Origin of the sequence: Streptomyces odontomachi, assembly GCF_024435355.1 — a bacterium.
Taxonomy (GTDB): domain Bacteria; phylum Actinomycetota; class Actinomycetes; order Streptomycetales; family Streptomycetaceae; genus Streptomyces; species Streptomyces odontomachi.
In genome coordinates, this window is the sequence record NZ_JAMJWG010000023.1 from 73,641 (window position 1) to 89,036 (window position 15,396).

The window sequence follows — 15,396 nt, forward strand, 5'->3', positions numbered from 1 at the left end:
TGGGGCACGCACCTGCGGGTGGCGGCGGGTCATCCGGAAGGCGGCGTCTCCTCAGGAGTCTCCGGCGCGTCCAGCATCGCGCCCGCGGTCGTCCTGAGCGCCCTCGCGACCCGCGCGCCCTCGCCACGCTCGAGCGCGGCGTGGATGTGCGTGCTGTACAGGGGGCTGAGCAGCAGGTGGGCGAGGAGTTCGGCGTCCGCGTCGGGGCGTTCCGCCGTGATGAGCGCGCTGATGTGGGCGTGCCAGAAGTCGTAGACCGGGTGGTCATGGGGGTGGCCATGCCGGTCCGGGGCGTCCGAGGTGTCGTCCGGCTCCTGCGCTGCCCGGCCCCGCGGAACCGCGCACACCTGCTCGGGTTCCTGCCCCTGATCCGCTTCCTCGGCCGCCGTGCCGGTTCTGTCCTGCCTCCCGGTCTTTCTGGCCGGTGGCCGGTGGGCCGTCGACGCGGCATGGCCGAGCGCGGCGACCAGGCCCTTGTTGCGGCTCACCACGTCGACGATGCCGTCCAGGAAGGCGTACAGGCGCTCGCGCGGCGGGGCGCCCGGGCCGAGCGGCGGCGGTCCCGACTCGACCGAGGTGTGCAACGCGACCGCGCGCTCCTCCATCAGGGCGCGCATCAGGCCCATGCGGCTGCCGAACCGGTGGAACAGCGTGCCCTTGCCGACGCCGGCCGCAGCGGCGACCCGTTCCATCGAGATCTCCTCCGGCCGGTGCCGGGTCAGCAGATCCTCGGTCGCGAGCAGGATGGCGCGCCGGTTGCGTGCCGCGTCGGCGCGTTCACGACGGCCCTGGGTCATGACGTACGTCCGTTCTCTCGGCAGAGCAGGGTCGCTGCATGGACAACTGGACCGACGGTCCAGTACGCTCCCGGGACAGTAACTGGACCAGCGGTCCACTTAATGCCCGAGCGTCCGTGGAGGACACCATCATGCGACGAGTGCGGTATCACGCCTATGGCGGCCCGGAGGTCCTGACGGTCGAGGAGGCGGAGGTTCCGTCCCCAGGCCCTGGGCAGGTGCTGCTGCGTACCGAGGTGATCGGGGCCAACTTCGTGGACACCCTGATCCGGAGCGGTCGCCCCGAAGGCTCGCCCTACCACCGTCCGCTCCCCGGCACCCTCACCGGCGATGTGCTGGGCACCGTCGAGTCGGTCGGCGAGGGTGCCGACCCCGCACTGGCCGGTCGGCGGGTCGCCGCGCTGGTCGCCGTGGACGCCTTCGCGGACTACGCGGTCGCCGACGCCGACTGGCTGTCCCCGGTGCCGGACGGGCTGGACGCCGCCGCGGCCACCAGCCTGCCGTTGATCGGACCCGTGGCGCTGGGGGCGCTGCGGATGGGGCGGCCGGAACCCGGCGCGACGGTGCTGGTGCACGCCGCGGCGGGGGCGATCGGGCACCTCGCGGTGCAGCTGGCGAAGCTCCGCGGTGCCGGGAAGGTCATCGCCACCGCCGGCTCGCCTGCCAAGCTCGACTTCGCTCGCGCGCACGGCGCGGACGTCGCCGTCGACTACACCGATCCCGACTGGCCCGCGCAGGTGCGCAAGGCCGCCCCGGACGGCGTGGACATCGTGCTGGACGGGGTCGGCGGCGACACGACCCGGCAGAGCCTGGACCTGCTTGCCCCGTTCGGTCGGGCGGTCGTGTTCGGCTCCGCGAAGGGGGAGATGTTCGACGTCCCCATCTGGGGCGTTCTCGGCCTGCGGTCCGTGGCCGGCTTCGGACTGCTGGCCTTCCGCACCGCCCGCCCCGACCTGGCCCGCCAGGACGTGCAGGACGTCACCGAGTATGCCGTCTCCGGCCGGCTGCGCACCGCCGTGCACGCCCGCGTCCCGCTCGCCGAGGCCGCCACGGCGCACCGCATGTTCGAGGACCGTACGCAGGCGGGGCGCATCCTGCTGGTGCCCTGAGCATCCCGCCCGCCGGCGTGGCGGCCGAGGCAGAATCGATCCGTGGCGATGGCGGAGCGGGGAGGTCGGCGTGGCACGTGACGAGGGCGGGACCGGTGCGGGATCGGGGCCGGGCGCGGCCGCGGCTGAGCGGGGCGCGCTGGCGGTGGCGGTGTGTGCCGCGTTGGAGGCGAGCGTCGCGGGGTCGCACGCCGCGTTGCTCGGGTCGCTGGCCCGGGGCGTGGCCGACGCGTACAGCGACATCGACGTCTTGTGGGTGGTGCCCGACGCGGGGTTCGGGGCGGCCGTCACGCCGGATCGGGTCCGCGCGGTGCTCGGCCGCCTCCGACCGGTGGACGATCTGCGGATCGATCCGGACCACCGTCACTCGGACCGCCGTCGCCTGCTGTTCGTACGGTTCGCGGGGGTGCCGTTGTTCTGGCGCCTCGACCTGTCCGTACGGGCCGCTTCGGTCGCGCACGATGCGACGTACGACGACGGCAACCCGGACGCGCGGGCCGGCGAGGACGAGTGGTCGCGCCCGGCCAGCGCGCTGGCCAACGCGACCGGCGCCGTCAAGGCGGTGGCCCGGCGCCGCCTCGACGACGCCCGGGGCCTGCTCGACCGCGGCTTCGCCCGGATCGGCGAACCCGACCGCGCCACCGGCGACTGGCACGCGGACATCTCCCGCCTGGCCCGCGCGGCGGCCGAGCGGGACCCGTCGCTGGCGGCACTCGCCGACCAGGTGGTGGCGCTGGCCGCCGTGGAACTCGCACCACGCGGGCAGGTGGATTAGCGGGGCCACCCCGCCTCGTCGCCTGTCAGCCGTCAGCCGTCAGCCGTCAGCCGTCAGTTGCGGGTCGGTGGGCCAGCAGGTACGCCTGGGGCCCCTGGCTCGTCCGCTCTCCCTCGTGGGGCTCGCGCACCAGCCGCGCGTCGACGGCCAGGCCCGCGTCGCCCAGCAGTTCGGCCACCCGGTCGGGGGAGAGCCAGTGGACGTCCAGCGACAGATCGTGACCGTAGGCGTGGTCCAGGTGCCGGAGCAGGTCACCCGCCTTGAAGGCGATCAGCAGCTGGCCGCCGGGTGCCAGCACCCGGTGGAACTCCTGGAAGACCTTCGGCAGGAGCGCCGGCGGGGTGTGGACGGTCGAGTACCAGGCGACGACCCCGGCAAGCGTTCCGTCCGCCATGTCGAGCGCGGTCATCGAGCCCTGTTCGAAGCGTAGTTCCGGATACGTCCGGCGGGCCTCGGCGACCATCCCGTCCGACAGGTCGACGCCGAACGCGTCCACCCCGAGGCCGTGCAGATACGCCGTCACCCGCCCCGGCCCGCACCCCAGGTCGCCGACCGGGCCGCCGCCCCCGGCCCGCACCAGCTCGGCGAACGCCCCCAGCATGGCCCGGTCCAGCGGCTTGGCGTCGAGCTCGTCGCGCAGCAGCCGGGCGTAGTCGGTGGCGACGGTGTCGTAGGACGTGCGCGTCGTCCGCAGGTAGGCACGGCTTCGGAGTCGTCGGTCGTGTGCAGCAGGTCGGTCATGGGCGGCACGGTATCCAGGGGGACTGACACGGGCCGCCGCCGATCACCTCGTAGCCGCCCTCCGCTGAATTTCTGATCGGCCTCTGATTCGATAATCGTCTATCTTGACGTTCATCGATACAGGTGCCAGCCTTGCCCGTGTGGCGCGATATAGACAACCGTCGATAAAGGCGGTGGGCGCTGGCATGCTGCACAGCCGGGGCGGCCGGGGACGGTCAGGGTGCAAAGGAGTGGCCGATGAACGACAGCAGGCATCAGCAGCCGGATGACCGGCCCGAGGTACCGCTCGCGGACCGGCCCGACGACCTGAGGGAGGCCGTCCGCAGGCGTTACGCGGCGGCTGCCGTCCGGGTGACCGGCGGAGACGCCGGATGCTGTGGTCCGCAGTGCGATCCGGGGTCCGTCGAGGTGGACGCGGACTACGGGGCGGCCCTGTACGCGGCCGACGAGCGTGACGCGCTGCCCGCCGAGGCCGTCGCCGCCTCGCTCGGCTGCGGCAACCCGGTCGCCGTCGCCGGGCTGAGTGCCGGCGAGCGGGTCCTGGACCTGGGTTCGGGCGGCGGCATCGACGTACTGCTCTCGGCTCGCCGCGTGGGCCCTTCCGGGATGGCGTACGGCCTGGACATGACCGACGAGATGCTGGCGCTCGCGCGGGCCAACGCCGAGCGGGCGGGCGTCGCCAACGCGGAGTTCCTGAAGGGGACGATCGAGGCGGTGCCCCTGCCCGCCGAGGCGGTCGACGTCGTCATCTCCAACTGCGTGATCAACCTCTCCACCGACAAGCCGGCGGTGTTCGCCGAGGCCTTCCGCGTGCTGGCCCCCGGCGGCCGGCTCGGTGTCTACGACGTGGTCGCCGACGACGAGCTCACGCCACGCCAGCGTGCCGAGCGCGGCGACCACGTGGGCTGCATCGCCGGGGCGCTGTCCTTCGCCGAGTACCACCAGGGCCTGGCCGCCGCCGGGTTCACCGACATCGAGATCACGCCGACCCACGAGGTCGCCGACGGCATGCACTCGGCCGTCGTGCGCGCGACCAAGGTGGCCAAGGCGACCAAGGCGACCAGCGCGGGCCGGTGATCGGCCGGCTCAGGCCGCCTTCGACGCAGGCAGTGCCCGTTGCATCAGGAGGGTGTCGATCCAGCGGCCGTGCTTGTGGCCGACGGCGGTCAGCAGGCCCACGTCGGTGAAGCCGAACCGCCGGTGCAGCGCGGCCGATGCGTCGCTGCCGCTGTCCGCGATCACCGCGATCATGCGGCGCTTGCCGGCCTCGGCGGTCGCGGTGATCAGCTGGCCGAGCAGGGCCGAGCCCAGCCCCCGCCCGGTGGCGTCCGGGGCGACGTAGACGGTGTCCTCCACCGTGCCGAGGTAGGCCGGCCTGGGTCGCCAGGGTGCGGCGTACGCGAATCCGGTGACCGTGCCGGACTCGTCGGCGACCAGGAAGGGCAGGCCGAGGGCGGTGAGGTCGTCGAGCCGCTGCTCCCAGCCGGCGACCGGGCGTGGCGTCTCGTCGAAGGTGGTCACGGTGTGGCGCACGTAGTGCGCGTAGATGTCGGCCACGGCCTTGAGGTCGGCGTGCACCGCCGGCCGGATGGTGGCCTCGGAGCGAGCCATCGCAGGCGTCTTCCCCTTTCGCTCGCTGTTCGGCTATTCCGCTATAGAGAAATCTATTCTATTATAGCGGAATGCTGGATCTCGTGCGGCTGGGTGGCCGTATCCAGGGGCTGCGGCGCGACCGGGGCCTGACCCTTCAGGGGCTCGCCGACGCGGCCGATGTGAGCGTGAGCATGCTGTCCTCGGTCGAACGCGGCCAGAAGGCGCCGACGGTCGTCGTCCTGGCCCGTATCGCCGACGGACTACGCGTACCGCTCGCCGACCTCGTGGCCCAGCCCGAGGACGACCGGATCGTGGTGCGCAGGGCGGCCGACCAGGAGACCGTCGACGAACCCGGGGGCTGGCGGCGGACCATCCTCACGCCGGTGATACCCGGCGTGAACTTCGAATGGATCCGCACCACCCTGCCGCCCCGTTGCAACGCCGGCCGCTACCCCGCGTACGCCCCGGGCTCCCACGAGTTCGTCGTCGTGGAGTCCGGAACGCTACGGCTGGCGCTGGCGGCCCGGACGGTGACCCTGGAGGCGGGGGACTCGGCGTACTTCGCCGCCGACGTGTCCCACGGCTACGCCAACCCCCTGGACGTGCCGTGCGTCTACTACGTCGCCGCGCTCATCATGCGCCCCCGGGCGGCGCGATCGCCCGCGCAGCCCTGAACACCCCGGCGCGCTCACCGCTCGCCCAGGCACTCCCGTACCGCGGCGACGAGCCGGTTGGCGCGGGCGTCGCCGTGGCCGATCATGCGGTTGGCGGTGTAGGCGAAGCCGACGCCGAACTCGTCGTCACCGAAGGCGAACTGGCCGCCGGCGCCGTCGTTGCCGAAGCTCCGCGGGCCGAGCGTGGGACGGAACCGTGGCGCGTCCAGCAGGAAGCCCGACCCCCACCGGGCGCCCAGGTCGGGGAAGCCCGACCAGGAGGCCCCGCCGGACAGCTCCCGCACCGCGTCCGTGACGGTGTCCGGTGCGAGCAGGCGTGGCGCGCCGTCGACCCCGGTGGCCGCCGCCGCGTACAGGGTCGCCAGGCCGCGTGCCGAGGAGACCGCCCCGGCGCCCGGGATCTCGGCGCACAGCAGCGCCGGGTCGTTCCAGCCGCGCGGCTCGTCGACGCCGGGGAAGACGAACGCGCCGTTCATCGTCACCAGGCGCGCCACCAGCGATGCGGGGTCCGGCGCCGGCGGTCGCCCGGCGGTCTCGACGAGCCGGGCGAGCCGCCCGGTCTCGCTCTGGGGCAGTCCGATCCAGGTGCTCAGCCCCAGCTCGTCCGCGACCGCCTTGCGGAAGTAGCTGCCCGGGGTGAGCCCGGTGATGCGCCGGATCACCTCGCCGAGCAGGAAGCCGAAGACGTGCCCGTGGTACTCGAACGCCGTGCCCGGCTCCCACAGGGGTGGCTGTTCCTCGATGGCGTGCACCACCGGGGTCCACTCGGTGATCTCCGTAAAGCTCAGGACGCGGTCCAGCACCGGGAGTCCGGCCCGGTGCCCGAGCACCATGCGCGGCGTGATCGCCGCCTTGCCGTCGCGCGCGAACTCCGGCCAGTACCGGGCCACCGGCGCGTCGAGATCCAGCCGCCCCTCCTGGGCGAGCAGGTGCACGCAGATGCTGATGACACCCTTGGCGCAGGAGAAGACCGGTACGACGGTGTCCTCCCGCCACGGCCGCTCGCTGCGCTCGTCGGCGATCCCGCCCCACAGGTCCACGACCTTGCGTCCGCCGGCGTAGACGGTGACGGCGGCGCCGAGTTCGTCGAAGTCCTCGAAGTTCCGTGCGAAGACGTCCGCGACCGCCCCGAACCGTTCGTCGGCCCATCCGCTGTGCCTCACTGTCCTGCCCCGTCCCGTCGCCCGTTCGGTCCTCGGTCGCTGGCCGGCCGGACGGCCGCCGACCGGACACGGTAGGCCGCTCGTGCGGCACTTACCAGCGGATTTCCCCGGTCCGGAGCGGGCGGGGCGGCCGGCTGACATGTGCCGTGCGCCGGCGGGTGCGGCGCCGGCAGGGGCGTCGGGCGGGGTGCCGGCAGGGGCGTCGGCGTCGTCAGGGCCCTCGCCGGTCGGAGGCGGCCGGAGCGGCCTCGGCGGGCGTCGTGTCGAGCGGCGGGATGAGCTGGTGCGCGATGTCCCGGGCGACGGTGGCGATCTCTTCGTCGGACGCTTTCAGACCCCGTGCCGCGAGGAGCACGAGGTTGACGCTGAGCAGTGCGGCGCGCAGCCGCAGCTCGTCCTCCACCGAGGCGTCGGGGCCGGTCAGGATCGCGAAGAGTTCGGTCAGCCGCTCGTACGCGCTCTCCCTGCCGGGGTGCAGGTCGCGCACGACACGCTGGTTGGCCAGCGCGAACCGCATGGTGGACAGGCCGTCGACGGTGAACAGGTCGACCATGCGGTCCACGGCGCGGGTGTGCAGGTCAGGGCCGCCGGGCTGCTCACGGGCCCAGGCGACCATGGCGTCGAGGGCGTCCAGGTGCTCGGTGAAGAGCGAGCGGACGATGTCCTCCTTGCTGCTGAAGTGGTAGTAGAGGGCCGCTTTGGTGATGTCGAGGCGTTGGGCGATCTCCCGTAGGGAGGTCGCCTCGTAACCCTGCTCGGTGAACAGCTCGATGGCCACCGTGCGGATCTCGGCCTTCGTGTCGCTGCCCCGTCGCTGCCCTGCCCCTGCCATCGCCATTCGTTCCTTTCGCGTGGGGGCGTCCTGGCTCTCGAAGTGCCCGGCTCGACCGTCGTCGGGCGGCCCTCGCTTGCTAACTTACCGGACGGCAAGTAATCTACCAACCGGCCGGTAAGTGAGATGGTGATGTGCGCGCGGATTACCCGCGACCGGTCCACCTCGTTCGTGTTACTCGGGTTCCCACGCGAGGTCCGCGCCGCTCACCCGGCTGGCCTGCTTGTCCGGCTGGGGGTCCGGGGTTCATCCGCGGGAAAATGCAGTATCCGTACGAGTCGTCGTACGAGTCGTACCTACGAGTCGTTCGTTCGAGGCTTTGCGTGCCCGAACACTCCCGTTCCTCTTCGCTACATTTCGCTGAAAGGCACTGAGCCGTGACGCAGAGAGCACCGGCCCCGGCCGACGCCGAGATAGCGCCGCCGCGCTTCACCCACCGAGAGATCATGGTGACGATGAGCGGCCTGGTCATCGCCATGCTGCTGGCCATGCTGGACAACATGATCGTGGCGCCGGCGCTGCCCACGATCGTGGGCGATCTCGGCGGCCTCGACCACCTCGCCTGGGTGACCACCGGGTACATCCTCGCCACCACCGCCGCCACCCCGATCTGGGGCAAGCTCGGTGACCTGCTCGGCCGTCGGATCACCTTCCTCTCCTCCATCGCGCTCTTCCTGATCGGCTCCGCACTGTGCGGCATGTCGCAGAACATGGGCGAGCTGGTCGGGTTCCGGGCGCTCCAGGGCCTGGGCGCCGGCGGTCTGATGGTGGGCGTCATGGCGGTCCTGGCCGATCTCGTGCCGCCGCGGGACCGCAGCAAGTACCAGGGCGTGATGATGGCCGTCATGCCGGCCGCCATGATCGGCGGCCCGCTGGCCGGCGGCTTCATCACCGACAACCTGAGTTGGCGCTGGGCCTTCTACGTCAACCTGCCGCTGGGCGTCGTCGCCCTGCTGGTCTGCTGGTTCGTCCTGGCCAAGCTGCCCCGCAACACCTCCGGACGGGTGCGCATCGACTGGACCGGGTCCGCACTGCTGACCGTCTGGATCACCGCCCTGGTCCTGATCACCAGCTGGGGCGGCACCGAGTACGCCTGGGGCTCCGCAGTGATCATCGGCCTCGCCGTGGTCACCGTGCTGGCCTTCGCCGCGTTCGTCCTGGTCGAACGCCGCGCCGTCGAGCCGATCATGCCGCTGTCCGTCTTCGCCAACCGCAACTTCAGCCTCGCGGGCGCCCTCAGCTTCGTCGTGGGCTTCGCCATGTTCGGCGGAGTGACGTTCCTGCCGAACTTCCAGCAGTTCGTCCAGGGCTCCTCCGCCACCAACAGCGGCCTGCTGCTCATGCCGATGATGATCGCCGCCATGGTGGTCTCCCTCGGCGCCGGCGCCCTGATCACCCGCACCGGCCGCTACCGCGCCCTGCCGATCGCGGGCAGCATCCTGATGACGATCGGGCTCGCCCTGTTCGCCACCATGGACACCGGCACCTCGCGCACCACCACCTCGGTCTACATGGTGGTCCTCGGCGCCGGCATGGGCTGCCTGATGCAGACCACCATGCTCATCGCCCAGAACAGCGCGCCGCTGCGCGACATGGGCGCCGCCACCGGCGCCGCCACCTTCATGCGCAGCATGGGCGGCTCCCTCGGGGTCTCCGTGCTCGGCGCCATCTTCACCAACACCCTCACGGACTCCTTCGCCTCGGCCGGCACCTCCGCCGGTGCGGCGAAGGCCGGCGGCACGGTGGCGCAGATGACGCCCGAGGCGTTGCACCGCCTGCCTGCGGACATGCAGCACGCCTTTGCCCAGGCCGTCAGCGACGGCATCGTCGCCGCCTTCGGCTGGGGCGCGGGTGCGGCCGTCATCGGCATCGCGATCGCCCTGTTCATCCGCCACGTCCCGCTGCGCGGCGTGACCGCCGGGCCGGGCACGGACAAGGCAGCGGGGCCCGTGGACAAGGTCCCGGCGTCAGACTCGGTCACCCCTGCCGGGTAGCGCACGCCAGAGCCGCCTGAGGGACTCGAGTTCGGTCCGGGGGAAGTGCTCGCCCCACTTGCCCCGGTAGCCGCTCTCGCCGTAGGTACGAGCCACCTCGTCGAAGCAGCGGACCACCGCGCGGGCCAGGGCGTCGACGGGGAGCCGGCTCGACCAGATCTCGGCTCCCCGGGCGTCGTGGAGGCCGCCGTGGCGCAGTTCCAGCAGGCGGATCGAGACGGTGTCGGCCTGGCGGTGGAAGATCCACCGGTAGGCGGTCGGCTCCGCCTCGAACTGCGCCCGGGTCTGAGTCTCGCCCGCGACGAGCCGGGCCACCGCGGTCAGGAGCTCCTCCGGAGCCGCGGTGATGTAGGACGCGGTGACCTCGGCCTCCGCCTGACGGTCCGCCACGGTGCAGTCGGCCCAGCCGGAACCGCTGAGCGTCCAGGTCATGCGCATGCCCGCCGTCACCGCTGCGCCCCCGCGAGGAAGTGCCGGACATCGCCGGCGAGGCGGGCCAGCTGCTCTCCGGCGTCCAGCCAGGTGGTCACCGAAGCGGCCCATCCGCCGGCGGCCGCGGGCCACGGGCGCAGCGCCCAGGGCAGCCCGACGTGGCCGCCCGAGTGGAACACGGCCGACACCCTCAGGTCCCCGTCGTCGGTCCGCCGGCTCCGTTCGCCGTCCCAGCCGCGAAAGTCCGCGGCCGGTCGCTCCAGGAACGGGGCGAGATCGCCGTGGCGGACCCAGGCCACCACCTCGTCGACGCCGGCCGTCAGACCGGGCGCCCATGCGTCGACGGCGTGGTGCACGGAGTCCGCGTCGAAGCGGAACCGGTCGTGGAACCGCACGCCCACGGACGGGTTGCGCTGGCAGCGGACGGTCACGCCGGGCCGGTCGTCGTGGCCTCCGTCTGGCGAAGTCATGGGGGAAGGCTAGGCAGGGTCCGACGCGACGTCACCCGGATTCGGCGTCACCCGGATTCGGCGTCACCCGGATTCGGCGTCACCCGGATTCGGCGTCACCCGGATTCGGCGTCATCCGGATTCGGCGTCATCCGCAGAGGACCGGAACATTCGTCCAAGCCTCCGAGGCGTACGGCCGGCGACAGTGGGCTCACGACCCTTCAGCTCCTCGGACACGGAGGTACCAATGAGCAGTGCCGACCTGCGCAGACGCCGCGGGGACTACGGATTCGACGGGGACTTCCGCCTGGTGCCCGCCGGCGGGGTGGCGACGATCTTCGGCGTGATCTGGGCGGCCCTGGCGGCGTTCACCGGTTTCGAGATCGCCGCCGGCAGACCCGTGTGGGCCGTCATCGCCGGCCTGATCACGGTATGGCTGTCGCTGGCGATCGTCTCGTACGTCTTCACGACCCGGGTGGGCAAGTTCGAGGTGTGGGCGCGGCTCCTCGGCGAGTTCGGGCTGCGCGGTGACGAGGACCTGCTCGACCTGGGATGCGGGCGCGGCGCGGTGCTGCTGGCCGCGGCGGAGCTGCTCCCCGAAGGCCGTGCGGTCGGGGTCGACCTGTGGCGGGCCGACCAGTCGGGCAACGCACCCGAGGCGACGCTCCGCAACGCCGAGCGGGAAGGCGTCGCCGCGCGGGTGGAGCTGCACAGCGGCGACATGACGAGCCTGCCGTTCGACGACCGGAGCTTCGACGTCGTCGTCAGCAGTATTGCGATCCACAACATCCCGACCGCCGCAGGACGCCAGGCGGCGATAGACGAAGCGGTACGCGTCCTGCGTCCCGGCGGGCGCATCCTCATCGCCGACCTCGCGCGCACCGACGCCTACCTCGCCCGCCTGCGGTTCCACGGCCTGACCGGAACGGGCCGCCGCAACCTCGGCTGGCGGTTCTGGTGGGGCGGCCCCTGGGCGCCCACCCATGTGGTCACGGCCCGCGCGAAGCAGGTCGTACCCGCCGGCGGGGAGCCGACACCGTAGGCGGGACGTACCCGGTGCCCCCGGCGAGCCGACCGCCGGCCGCTCACGGTCCGACGCATAGTTGAAGCCCAGGATCGATCACCAAGGGCCGAACACCCGAACGCCGAGGGACGCACCCCCTGGGGACAGGAGACCGCATGCGAGGGACAGGAGACCGCATGTGAGCGCACCGCGCATCGACTACCGGGCGCTGTTCGCCGCAACGCCCAGCCCCTACCTGGTGCTCAATCCCGACCTGGTCGTCATCGAGGCCAACGACGCGTATCTGCGGGCCACGGGGCGGACCCGGGAGGAGCTGATCGGCCGGTACCTCTTCGACGTCCATCCGGACAATCCGGCGGACCCGGAGGCCGACGGGGTGGCCAATCTGACCGCCTCCCTGGAACGGGTGCTGCGCTCGAGGGAACCGGACACGATGGCGATGCAGAAGTACGACGTCCCGGTGTCCGACCGCCCAGGGGAGTTCGAGGAGAAGTGGTGGTCACCCATCAACACGCCGGTCCTCGGCCCTGACGGACGGGTGAGCTGGATCATCCACCGGGTGGAGGACATGACCGAGTTCATGCTGACCCGCCCCGCCGGCCCGCCCTCGGAGGAGGGCGGGGAACCGGAGCCGGTGGAAGCCGAACTGTACGCACGGGCGCACGAACTCCAGCACCTCAACGAGGAGCTGCGCGAGGCCCACGCCCGGGAACGCCACACCGCCCTGACGTTGCAGACGGCCATGCTGCACTCCCCGGACCTGGCCGCGCACCGCGACATCGCCGTGCGCTACATGCCCGCCGCCAGGTCACTCAACGTGTGCGGCGACTGGTACGACGTGGTGGACCTGACCGAGGACAGGTTCAGCGTCGCGGTCGGCGACGTGGTGGGCCACGGACTGGAGGCCGCTGCCGTCATGGGCATGCTCCGCAGCGCCCTGTCCGCGGCCGTGCGCGCCATCCACGGACCCGGCGCGGCGATGAACGTGCTCAGCGGGTACGCCGCCGCCTTCGAGGGCGCGCTGGCGACGACCGCGGTCAAAGCCGTCATCGACACCCGCAGCCACCACATCACCTACACCAGCGCCGGCCACCCGCCGCCCGTCCTGTCGCGCGCCGACGGCACCATCGTCCTGCTCGACGAGGCCACCGACCCGCCGTTGGGCGTCCCCACCGACGACCGGGCCGGCCGGGCCCAGCGACCGGAGGCCACGGTGGCCTACCAGCCGGGCGACACCCTGGTCCTCTACACCGACGGGCTCATCGAACGCCGTGGCGAGGACATCGACGCCGGCCTGCACCGCCTCAGCGACGCCCTCACCCGCCTCACCCGGTTGAGCCCCGACCGCGTGGCCGACACCCTGCTCACCCGCATGGGCGTGGCCAACGGTGGACCTGACGACATCGCCTTGATCGTCGTCCGCCTGTAGTCCGTCCGGGCATCGGCGCCAACGTGGCGTAGCGCACTTTTGCAAGCGGGGTGCTTGCAAAAGTTAGCGGACGGGGGGCATCATCAAGTCATGGCATCGCTCAACGTCGGAAACCTCGGTGAGTACCTGCGCGAGCAGCGGCGCACGGCGCAGCTGTCGTTGCGGCAGCTCGCCGATGCCGCCGGGGTGTCCAACCCGTATCTGAGCCAGATCGAGCGCGGCCTGCGCAAACCGAGTGCGGAGGTGTTGCAGCAGGTCGCCAAGGCGCTTCGGATCTCCGCCGAGACGCTGTACGTCCGGGCCGGAATCCTGGACGAGAAGGAGCGGGACGAGCTGGAGACGCGCGCCGTCATCCTGGCCGACCCGTCCCTCACCGAGCGTCAGAAGCAGGTGATGCTGCAGATCTACGAGTCCTTCCGCCGTGAGAACGGCGCCGGAAACGGACGAGGAACCGGAAACGGGAATGGAAGCGGCTCGATCGGTGAGGAGAGTTCGGTGGAACACGGCGCGGGCGATGCCGTGCCGAAACGTGATGATGAGTAACAGTAGTAACTGTACGTAGCGGTCGGGGCGTGCCCGCGTGCCGTGCGGCGTATCGCGCAGGTTGTGCGCGGTGCTTCACGCACTCGGTGGGCACACTGCCCGTCGCGCCTTGTGCGCCGTGCTTCGCTCGTCGCGCCGGGTGCCTCGTGCGCCGTGCGGCTCGCCGCATGCGCCGACCTCGAACCGAGTGTTCCGGGAGGACCACCCTCATGGCCATCGCTGACGACCTGCGTAAGACGTTCACCGACCCGACCCCGCTTTACTTTGCCGCCGGCACCGCTGACCTGGCCTTCCAACAGGCCAAGAAGGTGCCGGAGCTGGTGGAGCAGATCCGCGCCGAGGCGCCGGCACGGATCGAGGCCGTGCGCCGCACCGACCCGAAGCAGGTGCAGGACCGCGCCACCGCACGCGCCAAGGACGTCTCCGAGAGCGTCCAGAACGTGGTGAGCGGAGTGCTGGGATCGCTCGACACCGACATCAAGAGGCTGGGCGAGTCCGCGCAGGGCTTCGCGCTGCGCGGCGTCGGCGTCGCCGTCGAGTACGCCGTGAAGGCGCGCGAGACGTACGAGCGGGTCGCCGAGCACGGCGAGCAGACCGTCCGCACCTGGCGCGGCGAGGCCAGCGAGAACGCTGCGTCGACCCCGGCCGTCGCTCCGGTGGAGCGCCCGAAGCCGGTCGTGGTGCGCGACGAGCCGTCCGGCACCGCCGGCACGAAGCCGACCGGCAGCGCCGGCACGAAGTCGACCGGCAGCGGCCGCAGTGCCACGACGAGCCGCACGACCCGCACGACCCGCACGGGCCAGACCTCGACGTCCTCGGCGTCCTCCGCCACGTCCCCGGCGTCCTCCGCCACGTCCACGTCGTCGCCTTCTTCGACGACGTCGGCGTCGACCGCGTCCTCCGAGGCCGCGAAGAAGCCGGCCGCCAAGAAGACCACGGCGCGGCGGAACGGCACCAGCAGCCGGAAGACCACCCCTCGCGACAAGTGAACGAGTGACCCGATCACCCCGCGACCAGGGGATTCGTCGCCCTGCGGCCGAACATCCGGTCGCAGCCGACCGCGGCCCGGCCGGCCGGCACATGACCTGGCCGGCCGCGGGCCGGTGGCGGCCCGCACAGCAGGGGCGGGAACGACCGGCGTGCGCGGTCCGTTGTCCGGGTACGGTGGCCGGTACTGCATTTTCCCGGGGGACGACCCCCGGGCCCCCAGCCGGATAAGCAGGCCAGCCGGGGTGACTGGCGCGGACATCGCGCGGGAAAGTTGACTAATGATGAGTAGACACGGGTGGTGGGCGTAGTGCTGATGCAGGGATTCGCAGGAGTCATGTGGCTGCTGAACGTTGCCCTGATCCTCTTCACCGGCTTCGCGCTCTTCGACGCCGCGATCCGGCGCGAGGACGCCTACCGCGCCGTCAACAAGCAGACCAAGCCGTTCTGGCTGATCGTCCTCGGCCTGGCCTTCGTGGTGAGCGTGATCTTCCCGATCCTGGCGTTCCTGCCGATCATCGGCCTGATCGCGACGATCGTGTACATGGTCGACGTACGCCCCGCGATCCGCGGCATCACCGGCGGCGGCCCGCGCCGCCGCGGCTCCAGCAGCGACGGCCCTTACGGCCCGTTCAACGGTCGTTGAAGGCACGGTCGCTGAGGCACGGTCGCTGAAGGCGACAGCCGGCGACGGCTGAAGGCGACAGCCACCCGTGGAAGACGCGCCGGCCTGAGTCGACGGGACCGCCCGTGTGCGTGAGCGCCCGATCGCGTGAGACCCGTGGGCTGCGTGAGACCCGTGGGCCGTGGGCCCTAGGTCCTGTCGTCAAACTCCCGTCGTTGCCCGAAGGGCG

General features: G+C 71.9%; 17 protein-coding genes. 10 read left to right on the forward strand and 7 right to left on the reverse strand.

Annotation, left to right across the window (positions count from 1 at the left end; translation table 11 throughout):
- Positions 1-29 precede the first annotated feature (29 nt).
- Positions 30-797 (reverse strand): TetR/AcrR family transcriptional regulator, encoded by a 768-nt coding sequence (locus tag NQO67_RS34995; RefSeq protein WP_255954460.1) that lies wholly within the window; start codon positions 795-797, stop codon positions 30-32.
- Between the two features lie 131 nt (positions 798-928).
- Between NQO67_RS34995 and NQO67_RS35000 the strand changes: the two genes are divergently transcribed.
- Positions 929-1,906 (forward strand): quinone oxidoreductase family protein, encoded by a 978-nt coding sequence (locus NQO67_RS35000; RefSeq protein ID WP_255954461.1) that lies wholly within the window; start codon positions 929-931, stop codon positions 1,904-1,906.
- A 70-nt stretch (positions 1,907-1,976) separates the two neighbouring features.
- Positions 1,977-2,681, forward strand: coding sequence for a nucleotidyltransferase domain-containing protein (locus NQO67_RS35005; RefSeq protein WP_255954462.1), 705 nt, complete (start codon positions 1,977-1,979; stop codon positions 2,679-2,681).
- A 46-nt stretch (positions 2,682-2,727) separates the two neighbouring features.
- On the opposite strand, the gene NQO67_RS35010 is transcribed toward NQO67_RS35005, so the two are convergent.
- Positions 2,728-3,375 (reverse strand): class I SAM-dependent methyltransferase, encoded by a 648-nt coding sequence (locus tag NQO67_RS35010; protein ID WP_255954542.1) that lies wholly within the window; start codon positions 3,373-3,375, stop codon positions 2,728-2,730.
- A 284-nt stretch (positions 3,376-3,659) separates the two neighbouring features.
- Here NQO67_RS35010 and arsM point away from each other — a divergent pair, with 284 nt between their 5' ends.
- Positions 3,660-4,499: an arsenite methyltransferase gene (gene arsM / locus NQO67_RS35015; protein ID WP_255954463.1), complete on the forward strand. Its 840-nt coding sequence runs from the start codon at positions 3,660-3,662 to the stop codon at positions 4,497-4,499.
- A 9-nt stretch (positions 4,500-4,508) separates the two neighbouring features.
- Here arsM and NQO67_RS35020 read toward each other — a convergent pair whose 3' ends face one another.
- Positions 4,509-5,033 carry a GNAT family N-acetyltransferase gene (locus tag NQO67_RS35020; protein ID WP_255954464.1) on the reverse strand — a complete coding sequence of 175 codons (525 nt, stop codon included), beginning with the start codon at positions 5,031-5,033 and terminating at the stop codon, positions 4,509-4,511.
- 71 nt (positions 5,034-5,104) lie between these two features.
- Between NQO67_RS35020 and NQO67_RS35025 the strand changes: the two genes are divergently transcribed.
- Entirely contained in the window at positions 5,105-5,689 is a 585-nt protein-coding gene (locus tag NQO67_RS35025; protein ID WP_255954465.1) for a helix-turn-helix domain-containing protein, read from the forward strand.
- A gap of 14 nt (positions 5,690-5,703) precedes the next feature.
- Here the strand turns inward: NQO67_RS35025 and NQO67_RS35030 are convergent, their stop codons facing one another.
- Positions 5,704-6,852: a serine hydrolase domain-containing protein gene (locus tag NQO67_RS35030; protein WP_255954466.1), complete on the reverse strand. Its 1,149-nt coding sequence runs from the start codon at positions 6,850-6,852 to the stop codon at positions 5,704-5,706.
- Positions 6,853-7,063: 211 nt separating this feature from the next.
- Positions 7,064-7,684, reverse strand: a complete 621-nt coding sequence (locus NQO67_RS35035; RefSeq protein ID WP_255954467.1) for a TetR/AcrR family transcriptional regulator — start codon at positions 7,682-7,684, stop codon at positions 7,064-7,066.
- Positions 7,685-8,061: 377 nt separating this feature from the next.
- Here NQO67_RS35035 and NQO67_RS35040 point away from each other — a divergent pair, with 377 nt between their 5' ends.
- Complete coding sequence (locus tag NQO67_RS35040) at positions 8,062-9,678, forward strand: MDR family MFS transporter (protein WP_255954468.1); 1,617 nt, start codon at positions 8,062-8,064, stop codon at positions 9,676-9,678.
- Here NQO67_RS35040 and NQO67_RS35045 read toward each other — a convergent pair.
- Together NQO67_RS35045 and NQO67_RS35050 are read right to left on the reverse strand one after the other, a co-directional pair.
- The gene (locus NQO67_RS35045; protein WP_255954469.1) at positions 9,652-10,116 is read right to left on the reverse strand and encodes a hypothetical protein; all 465 of its coding nucleotides are present in this window, start codon (positions 10,114-10,116) and stop codon (positions 9,652-9,654) included. The genes NQO67_RS35040 and NQO67_RS35045 overlap by 27 nt on opposite strands.
- A gap of 8 nt (positions 10,117-10,124) precedes the next feature.
- The gene (locus NQO67_RS35050) at positions 10,125-10,580 is read right to left on the reverse strand and encodes a DUF6228 family protein (RefSeq protein WP_255954470.1); all 456 of its coding nucleotides are present in this window, start codon (positions 10,578-10,580) and stop codon (positions 10,125-10,127) included.
- A gap of 226 nt (positions 10,581-10,806) precedes the next feature.
- Between NQO67_RS35050 and NQO67_RS35055 the strand changes: the two genes are divergently transcribed.
- From NQO67_RS35055 to NQO67_RS35075, 5 genes are all read left to right on the forward strand, one after another.
- A complete protein-coding gene (locus tag NQO67_RS35055; protein WP_255954471.1) occupies positions 10,807-11,601 on the forward strand; it encodes a class I SAM-dependent methyltransferase in 795 nt (264 codons plus the stop codon).
- Between the two features lie 160 nt (positions 11,602-11,761).
- Positions 11,762-13,012, forward strand: a complete 1,251-nt coding sequence (locus tag NQO67_RS35060) for a PP2C family protein-serine/threonine phosphatase (RefSeq protein WP_255954472.1) — start codon at positions 11,762-11,764, stop codon at positions 13,010-13,012.
- A gap of 90 nt (positions 13,013-13,102) precedes the next feature.
- Positions 13,103-13,555, forward strand: a complete 453-nt coding sequence (locus NQO67_RS35065) for a helix-turn-helix domain-containing protein (RefSeq protein ID WP_255954473.1) — start codon at positions 13,103-13,105, stop codon at positions 13,553-13,555.
- Between the two features lie 209 nt (positions 13,556-13,764).
- A complete protein-coding gene (locus NQO67_RS35070; RefSeq protein WP_255954474.1) occupies positions 13,765-14,544 on the forward strand; it encodes a hypothetical protein in 780 nt (259 codons plus the stop codon).
- 314 nt (positions 14,545-14,858) lie between these two features.
- Complete coding sequence (locus NQO67_RS35075; RefSeq protein ID WP_255954543.1) at positions 14,859-15,188, forward strand: DUF2516 family protein; 330 nt, start codon at positions 14,859-14,861, stop codon at positions 15,186-15,188.
- The last annotated feature ends 208 nt before the right edge of the window (positions 15,189-15,396 follow it).